Source organism: Myxococcota bacterium, from assembly GCA_035498015.1.
Classification (GTDB): domain Bacteria; phylum Myxococcota_A; class UBA9160; order SZUA-336; family SZUA-336; genus VGRW01.
On the sequence record DATKAO010000198.1, the window covers coordinates 22,179 to 36,543 of the forward strand.

Below are 14,365 nucleotides of genomic sequence, written 5' to 3' on the forward strand. Positions count from 1 at the left end.
TCGGCGGCGTCAAGGAGTTTTGTTCGACATGGTACAAAATGAGCAGAAGCGGCCCCGCGGGCGGCCGCGCGCCTACGATCCCGACCAGGCGCTGGTGCGCGCGACCGAGTCGTTCTGGCGCGCGGGCTTCGCGGCCACGTCGCTCGACGACCTGTCGCAGGCCACGGGCATGAACCGGCCCAGCCTCTACGGTGCGTTCGGCGACAAGCGCGACCTGTATCTCGCCACGCTCGACCGCTACGTGGAGGCGGCGCGCGCCGACATGGCGGCCGCCCTCTCCAACGACTTGCCGCTCTCGGCCGCGCTCGGCCGCGTGTACGCGGGCGCGCTCGAGCTGTACTTCGCGCACCCCGGCTCCGCGCTGGGCTGCTTCCTGATCGGCACCGCCGCCACCGAGGCGGCCCGCGATGCCACGGTGCGCGAGCGGCTCGGCTCCGGCCTGCGCGAGCTCACCCACGCGTTCGAGACACGCTTCCGCTCGGCCAAGCAGAAGGGCGAGCTCGGCGCCGGTGCCGATCCGGCCGCGCTCGCGGAGCTGGCCGGGGCGGTGCTCCACTCGCTGGCGCTGCGCGCCCGGGCGGGTGACTCGCGCGCCTCGCTCGAGCATTTCGCGCGCGAGGCCGTGCGTTTCCTGTGCGGCACAGCCCCGCGCAAGCGGCGCGCGCGCCGGTGAGTCGGGGGCGCATACTCGCCCGGCATGGCGTCACTCGCGGCCCTGGTCGAGACCTCGCAGCGCGTGGCGGCGACGCGCGCGCGGCTGGCCAAAGTGCGCGAGCTCGCGGCCTGCCTGCGCGCGCTCGAGCCGGCCGAGCTCGAGATCGGCGCGCACTATCTGGCCGGTGAGCTGCCGCAGGGCCGCATCGGGACCGGCTGGGCCGCCTTGCGCGAGGCCGCCGCGACGGCGCCTGCGGCCGAGCCGGGGCTTTCGCTGGCCGAGGTCGACCGGCGGCTCGGCGAGCTTGCCGCCATCCGCGGCGCGGGCTCGGCCGAGCGCCGGGCCGCGGCGCTGCGCGAGCTCTTCTCCCGCGCCACCGCCGCCGAGCAGGCGTTTCTGCTCCACCTGGTCACGGGCGAGCTGCGCCAGGGCGCGCTCGCAGGACTCTCGATCGACGCGATCGCTGCCGCCGCCGAGCTGCCCCTGCCCGTGGTGCGGCGCGCCGCGATGTACGCGCCGAGCCTGGGCGAAGTGACTCGCGTGGCGCTCCTGGAGGGCGCGGCGGGCCTGGCGCGTTTCCAGCTGGCCGTCGGCTCGCCGCTCGCGCCGATGCTCGCGCAGACCGCGGAGGACGTGGACGCGGCGTTCGCCGAGCTCTCCCCTCCCCTCGCCTTCGACTGGAAGATCGACGGCGCGCGCATCCAGGTGCACCGCGCGGGCGACACGGTGCGCGCCTTCACGCGGGCGCTGAACGAGGTCACTCCGGCGATCCCGGAGGTGATCGAGGCCATCCAGTCACTCCCGCTGCGCGAAGCCGTGCTCGACGGCGAGGTGGTGGCGCTCGATGCCGCGGGCCGCCCGCACCCCTTCCAGGTCACCATGCGCCGCTTCGGCCGCCGGCTCGACGTGGCCGCGCTGCGCGCCGAGCTGCCCGTGCAGGCGTTCTTCTTCGACTGTCTCCAGCTCGACGGCGAGACCCTCGCCGACCGGCCCGCGGCCGAGCGCTTCGCGGCGCTGGAGCGCGCACTGCCGCAGAGCATGCGCGTGCCGAGGCTCACCACGAGCTCGGTCGAGGAGGCCCGGGCCTTCTACGAGGCCGCGCTCCGGGCCGGCCACGAGGGCCTGATGGCGAAGTCACTCGACGCCCCCTACGAGGCCGGCGCGCGCGGCGCGGCCTGGCGCAAGATCAAGCGCGCGCACACGCTCGACCTGGTGGTGCTGGCCGCCGAGTGGGGCCACGGCCGCCGCACCGGCAAGCTCTCGAACCTGCACCTGGGCGCGCTCGACGCCGAGACCGGCCTGTGGGTCATGCTGGGCAAGACCTTCAAGGGACTCAGCGACGCCGTGCTCGAGTGGCAGACCGCCGAGCTGCTCGCGCGCGAGGTGCGCCGGGAGGGCATCGCGGTGCACGTGCGGCCCGAGCTCGTGGTCGAAGTCGCGTTCAGCGACCTGCAGGCCAGCCCGAGATACCCCGGCGGCATCGCCCTGCGCCTGGCCCGCGTGAAGCACTACCGGCCGGAGAAGCCCGCGGCCGAGGCCGACACCATGGACACGGTACGCAAGCTGTTCGCCGCGCAGGGCGGCGAGCGGAGCGAGTGACTCACTCGGCCTCGAGCACGAGCACCCAGTCCGGTGCGCCTTCCCGGTTCATGCCCGGCGGCGCGAGCTGCATCGGGCCCGTGGGGTCGAACGGCGAGCCGCTCACCTTGCTGAACGAGCCGCGCGAGGGGTCGAACCAGCTCGCACGGACCGGACCCGACAGCCGGCCGAGGTCCACCGTGAGCGTGTTTCCCGCCGGGTCGTAGGCCATCACCAGCTTCCCGTCCGGCGTGCGCGCCGCGGTCACGTAGTCGTTGTTCATGACGCCGACGTCGCCGCTCTCGAAGCCGCCGAAGCCGTCGGTCACCGTGCTGTGGTCCTGGTCGGGCACGAGCTGCCACCAGGCCCGGGCCTCGAACAGCTTCTTGGCGAAGGTCATCTGATCGGCGGCCTTGGTCTTGTAGTGACTCTGCCAGCCGTCGAGGAAGGGCCAGGTGTAGCCGTTGCCGTACATGTGGCCGGTCGCGCCGGCGAGCAGCGCCCAGTACGCCTGCCGGCGCAGCACCTGGTTCGTGTCTGCGCCCTGGGCCTCGTTCTCGAACTCGTAGTTCGCCTCGACCAGAAAGGTGGGCAGCGCGTTCCCCCGGTTGTAGTCCTCGAGCACCTGGGCGTAGGTCGGAGCGTAGGTGTAGCTCGCGTTGAGCTGGATCAGCGGCGCCCAGCTCGAGTCGTCGAGCGAGCCACTGATCTTGAAGAACAGCTCCACGGTGTGGATGTGACTCGAGTCGACGTCCTGGATGCCCTGCGCCACGGCCTGGACCACGGCGTCCTGCCCGGCCGAAGGCAGGTGATCCATGTTGAAGTCGTTGCCGCTCATCCAGATGATGTTGTCGAAGCCACGATAGCGCCGCCCCACCCAGTTCCCCCAGTCACCGGCGCCCTCGGCCCCGGCGTCCTCGAGCACGCCGAGCCAGCCGCGGGTCTCGGCGGGGTCGAGCAGCACGGTGATTCCCCGCGTTGCCGCCATCCGGATCATCCGGTCGACCCGCGCGAAGTACGCCTCGTTGGGCTGCGTCAGGCCGCCGAGCAGCTCGGGAATGCCGTCGAAGGTGGTCGCGTCCGACCGGCAGCCGCCCTGCGGGTTGCTGATGCCATCGTTGCAGAGCAGGTTGATCCACAGCACGTTGAAGCCGCGCTTCTGGCGATCGGCGAGATAGCGGGCGGCGTCGGACTCCGAGATGTTCGCGAACATCGACTGCGGCGAGTCACCGGTCATGAGGAACGGCTGACCGTTCTGGTCGACCAGATATCGCGCCGGCGACCCCGGTCCCGCCTTCAGCGGATACTTCGGCGCGCCCTTGGGCGGGACGCCGGCGTAGTGGAAGGAGACGAGCTGCGCGATCCAGCCGCTGCCCGACTGCTCGGCCGCGGCCGCGTAGTCGGCGTGGGCGTCGCCCGCGAAGCGGTCCGCCGTGAGCGTTCCGCCTGCGCGCGCCCGCGTCTTGTAGCCGTGCGTGAGGCGCTTCAGCGAGCGCCCGTCGGAAGTCACTGCCAGGAACAGCACGTCACCCGAGGTATTCGTGTCGAGCCCGCCCACCGCCACGTTCGGGTCCGACCCCGAGGCCGCGACCGACACGTCGAACGGCGCGCCGTGACTCATGCCGGTGTACTCGTGCACGAACAGCGCCGCGTGTCTCGCCACCGGGCCGTCGAAGCTGGCAGTCACCACGTTCTTCCCGGGCTTCGCGTTGCGCGCGAACAGCACCTGCGCGCTGCCGACGGGGCCGGCGGTGGGTCCGACCGCGTTCTCCCAGGTGTTGCCCTGCGTGTCCGAGAGCGAGACCGCCCCCGCCCCGTCCCACGCCACATAGGCCACGAGCAAGCTGCCGTCGGCGTTGGCGCGCTTGAACACCGCGTCGAGGCTCGTGCCCGAGTCGCTCTCCGCCACGGCCTTCTGCACGAACGCGCGCGCCGCGGCGCGCGCGGCGAACGGAAGCGTGAACACGAGTCCGAGGCAGAGCGCGGCCTGCGCGAGGCGGAGGCGCGGCGGGGCGGGCATGGGCCCGTGAATATCCCACGGGCCCCCCGGCCTGTCACGTGCCGGCGAGCTGCCTGCGCGCTGCCGGCTCTCGTGTCAGTCCGCACGCGGCTGGCGGCCGGTTCTGGCCACGATGCAGAACTCGCGACTCACCGGCGCGCCGTTGTTCGATTGCACGATCAGCACCGTGCACAGCGCCGGCCCCGGCTCCACGGCGATGCTCACTCCGAGCGTGCCCGGCACGTCCTCGGTGTGAACGACCGTGGCCACGACCACGGGAATCTCGCGTCTGAACTCGGGTGAGAAATCGATCAGGTACTTGCCCGTGCTGACCTGGCGAACGTCGGCGATGCCGTGTGAGTTCTCGCGCAGCTCGCCCAGCGCACTCACCACACCGAATGCTTCCAATGCTCTCTCCATGGCTGCCGGGGCTTCGGCGAGCGCTACGCAAGGCCCGTGCCGCACGGAACGGGGTCCCGGGCGGCCGCGCGCTCCTCACCGTCCGGACCCGGAGTCGAAACACTCCGCACGCGCTCGCGCCAGGAGACAGCCGGTCGGTCTACTTCCCGCGCTCGATGCCGAACGCGTCCATCAGCGTGTACACGTGCGAGCGAACCAGATCCAGGCGCCGCGCCGTCTCCGACACGTTCCAGTGCGTCTCGCGCAGCGTCTTCTGCAACAGCGCGCGCTGGAACTCGCGGGTTGCCTCCTGGAACGTGGTCGCCTCGGGCTCCAGGTCGCGCTCCGCGCCCGCCGCGCCCGGAAACAGATGGGAGACCTCGATGCGCAGCGCGCGCTGGCCGTTCGCGCGGATCGCCGCCGCCTCCACGGCGTTCGACAGCTGACGCACGTTGCCCGGCCACTCGGCGGTCTCGACCGCGCGTACCGCCCGAGGCGAGAGCTCGAGCCGGGCGAAGCCGTGCTTCCTGCACGCCTGGTCGGCGAGGTGGCGCGCCAGCGCCGCGACGTCACCGGTGCGCTCGGCCACGGTCGGCATGCGGATCGGCATGACCGACAGCCGGAAGTAGAGGTCCTCGCGGAAGCGCCGTTCTGCGAGCGCGCGCGCGAGGTCGGTGTTGGTGGCAGCGATCACGCGCACGTCGGCGAACGACGGCTCGGCCGAGCCGAGCGCGTAGTACTGCTTCGACTGGATGAGCTGCAAGAGCTTCGCTTGCGCGTGGTGCGGAATCTCGGCGATCTCGTCGAGAAACAGCGTGCCGCCTTCCGCCGTGGACACCTTGCCGCGCTGCGGGCGGCGCGCGGTCGAGTGTGCGCCCGCGAGCGCGCCGAACAACTCACTCTCGATCAGGTCCTGCGGGAGCGTCGCGCAGTTGATCTCCACGAACGGCCCGGCGCGGCGCGGGCTGTTGCGGTGGATCAGCTCGGCCAGCTGACTCTTGCCCGTGCCCGACTCACCGGTCAACAGGACGGGGACGTCGAGCGGCGCGAGCAGCGCGGCCTGGCCGAGCGCCGCTGCGAGTGCCTCGCTGCGGCCCACGACGCCCTCATAGGAGAACGACGCCGGCACGGCCGCGAGCGCGTCGCCTTGCGCCTCCTGCGGCTGGCGCTCGAGCAGCGAGTGCGCGAGCGGCGCCAGGTGGCGCGCGAACAGCTCGACCCAGCCGCGCTCGGTCTCCGACCACGACTCGCCGCGCGTGGCACCCGCCAGGTACACCACGCCCTGCACCGGATCGCGGCCGATCGGCGCGCACAGCACGGCCTCGATCCCGCTGGCGCGCACGCTCTCGCGCCCGCCGAAGCGCGGATCGAGCAGCGCCGAGGAGGTGGCAATCGTGGCCTGCGTGGCGATCGCCTCGGCGATGATGCCGCGCGACAAGCTGCGGCGGATGTCGGCGACCTCTTCCGGCCCGCAGCCCTGGCTCATCCACCACACCGGCTCGGTCGGCGCGAGGCGGGGCTCGCGCAGCTCGAGGTAGCCGCGCGTCGCGCCCGTCAGCTCGAGCACCAGCACCAGCGCCTCGCGCAGGAAGCGCTCGACGTCGCGCTCGGTCGAGAGGTCGAGCAGCCGGCGATGAAAGTCGTTCTCGGTTCGCAGCCGATCGATCTCATCGCCCATCGCCGGCCTCCCGCGGGCAGTCGCTTCCACGAGACACTCGGCCGCGCGGAGTGTCTGGCGGGCAGCGCACGTCGCGGCCGGGGCGCCGCAGCCGCCCGGCACGGGGGTTGCTGTGCATGCGCGCGGTTCGAGATCGAGCTGGCCAAGTCACGGAGCACCAGCATACTCCGGGACCGCGTCCAGCGGAGCGAGAGACAAACCCAAGGGGAGGGCACATGGCCAAGGACATCATCGCGACGAACCCGGTCGACCAGGAATTTCTCACGCAGGTGGCAGCCGAAGACAGCGACGAGATCCTCACCGAGGCGATCGGCGCGGTGCTGTGGAGGATCGTCTCGGCGAATGCAATCTCGAACGGCACCAAGCTCGCGGTGCCCCGCGACGTCATCGACGAGGGCCGGAGCCTGAGCCGGGGGCCCATTCTGACCTACGTCCAGACCCACCAGACGATCGACATGACGCAGGTCGAGACGTGCGCGAGCCAGGCGGGCTCCAAGTCGGCCGACTACACGCTGGCCGCCAACCCCGACGCAACCGCGATCACGGCCAAGGCCTTCCACGAAGCCTGGGACGAGATCTCCAAGCGCATCCGGCGCGCCCGGCTGGTCGCGGGGTTCGCCTGCTGAGCCTGTAGCTCTCCAGCCGAGCCGTTGCGCTCACGCTGACTCAGCCGGCCCGTGTATCCTGTTGCGGGGCCGACTGGGGCGCGCGCGCGTTGGCGATTTCGGGCTGGATTCTCGCGACGATACTCGGAGCTTGCGCGAAGGTCGCGGCGGGCATGGCTGCGGCCTTGATCCTCTTGCTGTCGGGCGCGCGCACGGGCGAGAGTCTCTCGCCCTGGGTGTCTCTCGTGCAGATGGCCGCGTTCAGCGCGGTGGCGCTGCCGCTCGTGCTGGGCTCGCGACGCGACTCACGGCCGGCGCTGCTCGGGGCGACGTTCGTGGTGGTGGCGTCGTCGTTCGCGCGCCGGCCGCTCGACGCCTGGCTCGCGACCAGCGGGCCGCCCTGGTGGCTCGCGCTGCTCGCGCGGCTGCAGATCGATGCGCTGTTGCCCGCGCTGGTGTGGCGTTTCTTCGCGGAGTTTCCCCGCAACCCGCTCGACTCGCCCAGCGTCCGCGGCATCGCGCGCGCGGGGTTCGCCGTCTCGGCCGCGGTCGGCGTGGCCCTCCTGGTCGTGAACGCCGCGTTCGCGTTTGCGGACCTCGAGCCACTGGCGCGTCTCGACGCGCGCGGTGCCGGCAGCAGCTACTGGACGATCACCTACGGTCTCTTGCTGCCCGCGCTGCCCTTCGCGCTGTGGCGCACGCGGCGGGCGGAGGCCGACGAGCGCCGGCGCGTCGCCCTGCTGATGGCGGGAACGCTGGTGTGCGCCACGCCGGTCGCGGGCCTGATTTTGCTCTACGCGGTGTCACCGGCGGCCGCGGCGTGGATCCGCCAGCCGGACCACCTGCCGCTCGTGCTCGGCCTGGTCGAGCTCATGATCCTCGCGATCCCGCTCAGCGCCGCGTACGCGGTACGTGTCGACCACGCGCTCGAGCTGCGGCTGGTGCTGCGGCGCGTGCTCGAATACGGGCTGGCGCGCGCGGTCGTGGCGCTGGGTGTCTCGCTGCCGTTCGTCGCGCTGGCGGTTCACTTGTACCGCCATCGCACGGAGACCATCGAGCAGCTGGTACAGGGTACGGGTGGCATCGCGCTGGGCCTGGCGATCGCGGCGGGGGTGCTGGGGCTGGTCCTGGGCAGACGCGCCGTGGCCGTGCTCAACCGCCTCTTCTTCCGCTCCCCCTACGACTCACAGCAGGCGCTCGTGGACCTGGCGGTGATCAGCACGGTCTCGGACAGCGCCGAGAGCTTCGCGCGCGACGTGGGCCGCAAGCTCGGTGACACGCTCCAGCTCGAGGGCGCCGTGCTCATGGTGCAAAGCCCCGCGCGCGGGCAGTTCGAGGACCCGCTGAAGATCCGGCGCTCGCTCGACGCACACTCCGAGCTGGCCACGTTCCTGGCCAACGCGTCCGCGCCCGTGCGCATCGACCTCGAGAACCGCTCGTCGTCGCTGAGTGCGCTCGCCGCGAGTGACCGGGAGTGGCTCGCGGACAGCGGCGCCGAATGGATCGCCCCGGTGCGCACGGCCGACGGCAGCGCGCTCGGCCTGGCGGTGCTGGGCGCCAAGCGCAGCGGCCTGGAGTACGCGCGCCACGACCTCGAGCTGGTGCGGGGCGCCGTCGCGCAGGCGGGGACGGGCCTCGAGAACGTCATCCTGCGCACGCGGCAGCCGCAGGAGCCGCTCGATTCCTCCCCCGACGCGACCTGGGACCGGCGCGTGGCTCGTGAGTGCCGCGCCTGTCACCGCATCCACCCGCCCGAGTCAGTCGCCTGCGGAACCTGCGGCGAGCCGGTGGCCGACATCTCCCTGCCCTACTGCTTGCTGGGCAAGTTCCAGCTCGATCGGCGCATCGGCAGCGGGGCGATGGGCGTGGTGTATCTCGCGACCGACCTCGCGCTGTATCGCTCGGTAGCGCTGAAGACGTTGCCGCGCACGTCGCCCGAGGAGTCGGTGCGGCTGCGCCGCGAGGCGCGCGCCATGGCGGCGATCGCGCACCGGCACCTGGCCCTGATCTACGGCGTGGAGCGCTGGCGCGGCACGCCGCTGCTCATCCTCGAGTATCTCGAGCGCGGCACGCTCGGCGAGCGGCTGGCGCGTTCGCGCCTCGCGCCCGACGAGGCCGTCGGGCTGGGGATCGCCCTCATGGAGGCGCTCGCGCACGTGCACGGCGCGGGCATGCTGCACCGCGACGTGAAGCCGAGCAACATCGGCTTCCGTGCCGACGGCACGCCCAAGCTGCTCGACTTCGGCATGGCGCGCATCTTCCAGAAACGCGACGAGCTGGTGAACGCGTCGGTGCGGCAGATCGACGCGCGGCTCTCGAACGTCTCGCTGCTCGGCCCGGCGTTGGTCGGCACCCCGATCTACATGTCGCCCGAAGCGCTGCGCGGCGACCCGCCGACCGTGGACTTCGACCTGTGGAGCTCGGCGGTGGTGCTGTACGAAGCGATCGCCGGGCGCCACCCGTTCGAGCGCGCGGCCTGGGCCGACACGCTCGACGCGATCTTCCACGCCGTACCGGACGAGCTCGCCGCGTGCGCGCCGGGCTGCCCGGCTCCGCTCTCGCTGCTCGTGGCCGACTGCTTGAGCCGCGACCGCAAGCGCCGGCCCTCGAGCGCGCTCGAGGTGCGCGAGCGCCTGGTCGCGCTCACTCACTCGGCGTAGCGTCCGCCCGAGAGGGCAGCGCCCGCGCCGCGCGACCTCGCCCGCGGGCAGTGCGGCACTCCCCAGCGCAGGCCCGGCCCGCGCGGCGCGGCCCGGCCATTGCACCGGGTCGACCGCACGTCTTCACCACGGCGAGTCACTCGCCCCAAGGAGAGTTACCATGGCCAGCCACCTGATCCGGCAGATCGCAATCGTCTCCGAATCTTCCGCGGTTCCCCAAGACCTCGCGGCGCGCATCGGCGCCGCGATCCAGAAGCAGGTCACGCGCGACCTCGCGCCGATCTGGGAGGTCTCGGCCACGGTCGACACCTTCGCGAAGCTCGAGGACGTGCCGCTCGGCACCTGGCCGATCCTGATCCAGGACAACATCGACTACGCGGGCGCCGCCGGCATCCACCTCGACAACGACGGCCAGCCGTTCGCGCTGGTCGAGGCGAACCAGGACGAGGACGTGGTGTCGCTCACCACGAGTCACGAGTCGATCGAGATGCTGGTCGACCCGTTCGGCAAGCGCCTGGTCGCGGGTGACTCGCCCAAGCCCGACCAGGGCCGCGTGCTGTTCCTGGTCGAGCCGTGCGACCCCTCGGAGGACGCGCGCTACGCGTACAGCGTGAACGGCGTGCTCGTGTCGGACTTCTACACGCCGGAGTTCTTCGACCCGATCGCGGCCGCCGGCGTGCGCTACTCGTTCAGCGGCGCGATCCAGGAGCCGCGCGACGTGCTCGACGGCGGGTATCTGAGCTGGATGCTGCCCGAGAGCCGCGAGTGGTGGCAGGAGGTGTGGTTCGGCACGCCGCACTCCGAGTTCGTGTCGCGCGGCGCCATGGACGACTGCAACATGCGCTCGGCGCTCGACAAACACACGCAGAGGGGCCGCACTCAGTCCATGGCCGCGGGCCGCTACGTGGCCAGGCTCGCCGGGACGGCGGCGCGGAGGGTTTCGCTCGCGACCAGCGCGCGCGCACACGACCTGCGGACCGCGATCGAGCGCGTGAAGAAGGAGTCCGGTCTGCCCCGCGCCGGGGCCAACGGAAACGGCGGCACCGGCAACGGCGGCGGAGCGCTGGTCGCGGCCGTGGGCGCGGCTCCTGCCCCCGCCCGCACGTCTGGCGCGCACCGGAGGTGCGCCCCTAGACTGTGAGTCGTGTCCGACGGCGACGACGCTGACGCCGAGGCGCGGAAGGCGCGCGCGAAGCGGCTGCGCGAGCAGATCGAGAAGATCCGGCGCCAGGGGCCCGATCCGAACGACCCGCGCCGGCCGCCGCCCAAGCCCTCGCCCGCGCCCAAGAAGGACGAGCCGAGCTAGCGCGCGTCGTCCAGGTGACCGCCGCGCTCGAAGAACTCGAGCGCGGCGGGACACACCCGCCGCAGCGCCTCGGGGTCGGCGTGATAGAGCGAGAACGCCTCGGCGAAGGCCTCGGCGGGGCTCTGCCGCCCGTAGCTCGTGATTCCGCCGGCGGCACCCGGCAGCTTGCTGAAGGCAGTCACGGCGGGTCCCGTCGGCTGCGCCCGAGTGACCCGGAGGAGCAGCGCGCGCAGGCGCTCGACCAGCCCCGGCAGGCCGGGCGCGTGCCGCGCCTCCGCCTCGTCGAGCAGCCGCTGCATGTCGACGAAGAAGCGATGCACGGGCTCCGCGGCGAGCGCGTGCCCGAGCTCGTGCAGGAGGATCCGCACCGAGGCGCGGTCCGGCGCGCGCGGGTCGCCCACGAACACGATGTCGTCGTCGCGGAAGGCGCAATCGTAGATCTCGATCCAGCGCTGGGTGAGCTCGACCGTGGCCAGCCCGCACGCCCCCTTCACCGGCACGATGCGGCGCGGCCGCTCCATGCGCCGCAGCTCGATCTGGCGCAGTGTCGCGCGCTCGCGCTCGGAGAGGAGCGAGAGAGCGCGCGCCAGTGACTGGCGTTCGGAGGGCGACCAGTGACCGGAGTCGGCATCGAGCCGGCCGATGCCGTACTTCGCGGCGAGCGCCGCCTCGGCGAGCGCGGGCGGAAGCGCGGGCGCCTCGCCGCTCACGTCGGTCACGTGCAGCGGGCCGTCGAGCTCGTGCACGAGCGTCACGAAGTGAGTCCCGCGCTCCTGCGTGGCGATGCGCAGGTCGAGCTCCACCCCGCGCAGGGAGTCACCCGACGCGAGCGCCATCGCGACCAGCACCTCGACCGGAGCCACCACGAAGCCCTGCTTCTCCCAGGGCGGCGCGAAGCGCGTCGACTGCGAGCCGTCGCCGTAGTCGACCTCGCTCACCTGCCCGCGCTCGAGCCCCACCAGGAGGAAGTGTCGCGCGCTCAGCCGCGCGTGCTCGTCCAGCCGCGGCATCTCGCCGCCGCCCCCGAGATACCTCGGAACGAGCGGCGCGTCCGCGGGCAGCATCGCCGCCGGCGGCCGGAGCAGAGCGTCCGCGCGCCGCTCGAGCTCCGCCACGCGCTTCTCGAACGCGCCGGCCTCGTCCGCGTCCGCCGCACGCCCGGCCTGCGCGACCAGCAGCATCGCGGCCGCCGCCGCGCGAGCGAGCGCGATCCTCACGCGCGGCAGTCTACCGCGCCCCCCGCCGTGCGAGAATCGGCCCATGAGCCGACTCACCCCCAAGCGCCCCGAGGAGCTCGAGCCCGAGCAGCGCGAACGCTACCAAGAGGTCGCCCGCGTGCGCCCGCCGCGCCCCGACGGCCAGATCGGCGGCCCGTTCGACCCGTGGCTGCGCAGCCCCGAGCTCTCGCGCCGCGCCATGGGCCTGGGCGACTTCATCTGGCAGCGCACCACGCTGGACCGGCGGCTGATCGAGCTCGCCATCCTCGTGACCGGCCGCGCCTGGCGCAGCAACGTCGAGTGGGTCGCGCACGCCCGCTACGCCCGCGAGTTCGGCGTGTCCCAGGAGACCATCGACGAGATCTTCAAGCAGCGCCGGCCCGAGCGCGCGCCCGACGACGAAAAGCTCGTGTACGACGTGAGTCATGCGCTCCACGCCACGCGCGACCTGCCCATGGACCTCTACCAGCGCGCCGTCGCCCGCTTCGGCGAGCGCGGCCTGGTCGAGCTGCTCGCCACGCTCGGCTTCTACACGTTCGTGTCGATGACGCTCAACACCTTCGACGTGCAGGCGCCGGTGCCGGAGCAGCCGTTCCCGCGCCGGAGCGAGTGACTCAGCCCCCGCCGCTCCTGCGCCGCACCGCCGCCCCGATGAAGCTCCGGAACAGCGGGTGGGGTTCGAACGGGTTCGACTGGAACTCCGGGTGGAACTGGCAGCCCAGGAACCAGGGGTGGTCGGGATACTCGATGATCTCCACGAGCTGCCCGTCGGGTGACAGACCTGAGATCACCAGCCCCGCATCGCGCAGGGTCTGGTGATACAGCGGATTCACTTCCAGCCGGTGGCGGTGGCGCTCGAAGACCTCCGTCTTCCCGTACGCGCGCGCCGCCAGGGTGTCCGGAGTCACCACGCACGGGTACGCGCCCAGACGCATCGTCCCGCCGCTGCCCGCCCGCGCAGCCTGTCCCTCGAGATAGTCGATCACCGGGTGCGGAGTCTTCGAGTCGACCTCGGTCGAGTTCGCGCCGGCCAGACCCGCGAGATTCCGCGCGGCCTCGATCACGGCCATCTGCAGGCCGTAGCACACACCGAAGTACGGGATCTCGTGCTCGCGAGCGAACTGGATCGCCTGGATCTTGCCTTCGGCGCCGCGCGAGCCGAAGCCGTGCGGGACCAGGATGCCGTCGACCGACCGCAGGCCGTCGAGCGCGGAGCCTTCGAGCTTGTCGGAGTCGACGTACTCGATGTCCACGCCCGCGCCGTGCGCGATGCCCGCGTGAGTCAGCGCCTCGTTGAGACTCTTGTAGGACTCCGTCAGGTCGACGTACTTGCCGACCATGGCGATCTTCACCCGCTGGTCGGGGTTCTTCAGCACGGCCACCACGCGCTCCCAGCGCTCGAGGTTCGGCTGGCCGGTCCACATGGAGAGCTTCTGCACGACGATGTCGTCCAGGCCCTCGGAGTGGAACACGAGCGGCAGCTCGTAGATCGTGTCGACGTCCTTGGCGGTGATCACCGCCTCCTCGTCCACGTCGCAGAACAGCGCGAGCTTCGACTTCACCGAGCGCGGCAGGTAGCGGTCGGTGCGGCACAGCAGGATCTCGGGCGCGATGCCGATCGAGCGCAGCTCCTTCACGCTGTGCTGCACGGGCTTGGTCTTGAGCTCGCCGGCCGAGGCCACGTAGGGCACCAGCGCGATGTGGATGTACAAGACGTTCTCGCGCCCGATGTCGGAGCGCAGCTGGCGGATCGCCTCGAGGAAGGGAAGTGACTCGATGTCGCCGACCGTGCCGCCGATCTCCACGATCAGCACGTCGGTGCCCTCGCTCGCGATGGACAGGATGTGACTCTTGATCTCGTCGGTCACGTGCGGGATGACCTGCACGGTGGCGCCGAGATACTTGCCCTCACGCTCCTTCGAGATCACGCGTTCGTACACGCGCCCCGCGGTCAGGTTGTTGGCGCGCGTGAGCTGCGCGTGGGTGAAGCGCTCGTAGTGACCCAGGTCGAGGTCGGTCTCGGCGCCGTCGGCGGTGACGTACACCTCGCCGTGCTGCAGCGGGTTCATCGTGCCGGGGTCGACGTTCAGGTAGGGGTCGAGCTTGAGGAAGGCGACGCGCAGGCCTCGCGCCTCGAGCAGGGCTCCGATCGACGCCGACGAGAGGCCCTTGCCCAGCGACGAGAGCACGCCCCCCGTCACGAAGATGAACTTGGTCTGGCGCTTCATCGCTCTCCCTCGGCTCCGGGGGCACGGGCCTCGGGACACC

General features: G+C 71.9%; 12 protein-coding genes. 7 read left to right on the top strand and 5 right to left on the bottom strand.

The annotated features are described in order from the left end of the window. Positions 1-28 precede the first annotated feature (28 nt). A complete protein-coding gene (locus VMR86_17605; protein HTO08869.1) occupies positions 29-673 on the top strand; it encodes a TetR/AcrR family transcriptional regulator in 645 nt (214 codons plus the stop codon). A gap of 24 nt (positions 674-697) precedes the next feature. After that, the gene (locus tag VMR86_17610; protein ID HTO08870.1) at positions 698-2,254 is read left to right on the top strand and encodes an ATP-dependent DNA ligase; all 1,557 of its coding nucleotides are present in this window, start codon (positions 698-700) and stop codon (positions 2,252-2,254) included. Position 2,255: 1 nt separating this feature from the next. On the opposite strand, the gene VMR86_17615 is transcribed toward VMR86_17610, so the two are convergent. The 3 genes from VMR86_17615 to VMR86_17625 form a co-directional block, all read right to left on the bottom strand. Further along, a complete protein-coding gene (locus VMR86_17615; GenBank protein ID HTO08871.1) occupies positions 2,256-4,253 on the bottom strand; it encodes a DUF4038 domain-containing protein in 1,998 nt (665 codons plus the stop codon). Positions 4,254-4,328: 75 nt separating this feature from the next. Continuing rightward, complete coding sequence (locus VMR86_17620) at positions 4,329-4,640, bottom strand: hypothetical protein (protein HTO08872.1); 312 nt, start codon at positions 4,638-4,640, stop codon at positions 4,329-4,331. Between the two features lie 151 nt (positions 4,641-4,791). Then, entirely contained in the window at positions 4,792-6,309 is a 1,518-nt protein-coding gene (locus tag VMR86_17625; protein HTO08873.1) for a sigma 54-interacting transcriptional regulator, read from the bottom strand. A 215-nt stretch (positions 6,310-6,524) separates the two neighbouring features. Between VMR86_17625 and VMR86_17630 the strand changes: the two genes are divergently transcribed. From VMR86_17630 to VMR86_17645, 4 genes are all read left to right on the top strand, one after another. Beyond that, a complete protein-coding gene (locus VMR86_17630) occupies positions 6,525-6,935 on the top strand; it encodes a hypothetical protein (protein ID HTO08874.1) in 411 nt (136 codons plus the stop codon). A 152-nt stretch (positions 6,936-7,087) separates the two neighbouring features. Beyond that, complete coding sequence (locus VMR86_17635; protein HTO08875.1) at positions 7,088-9,574, top strand: serine/threonine-protein kinase; 2,487 nt, start codon at positions 7,088-7,090, stop codon at positions 9,572-9,574. 160 nt (positions 9,575-9,734) lie between these two features. Beyond that, positions 9,735-10,715, top strand: a complete 981-nt coding sequence (locus VMR86_17640) for a hypothetical protein (protein HTO08876.1) — start codon at positions 9,735-9,737, stop codon at positions 10,713-10,715. Between the two features lie 3 nt (positions 10,716-10,718). After that, complete coding sequence (locus VMR86_17645) at positions 10,719-10,880, top strand: hypothetical protein (protein HTO08877.1); 162 nt, start codon at positions 10,719-10,721, stop codon at positions 10,878-10,880. On the opposite strand, the gene VMR86_17650 is transcribed toward VMR86_17645, so the two are convergent. Continuing rightward, positions 10,877-12,097: a hypothetical protein gene (locus VMR86_17650; GenBank protein ID HTO08878.1), complete on the bottom strand. Its 1,221-nt coding sequence runs from the start codon at positions 12,095-12,097 to the stop codon at positions 10,877-10,879. The two genes, VMR86_17645 and VMR86_17650, sit on opposite strands and share 4 nt — an antisense overlap. 43 nt (positions 12,098-12,140) lie before the next feature. On the opposite strand from VMR86_17650, the gene VMR86_17655 reads away from it, so the two are divergent. Further along, the gene (locus tag VMR86_17655) at positions 12,141-12,710 is read left to right on the top strand and encodes a carboxymuconolactone decarboxylase family protein (GenBank protein HTO08879.1); all 570 of its coding nucleotides are present in this window, start codon (positions 12,141-12,143) and stop codon (positions 12,708-12,710) included. 1 nt (position 12,711) lies between these two features. On the opposite strand, the gene VMR86_17660 is transcribed toward VMR86_17655, so the two are convergent. Further along, a complete protein-coding gene (locus tag VMR86_17660) occupies positions 12,712-14,325 on the bottom strand; it encodes a CTP synthase (GenBank protein ID HTO08880.1) in 1,614 nt (537 codons plus the stop codon). Positions 14,326-14,365: the final 40 nt, after the last annotated feature.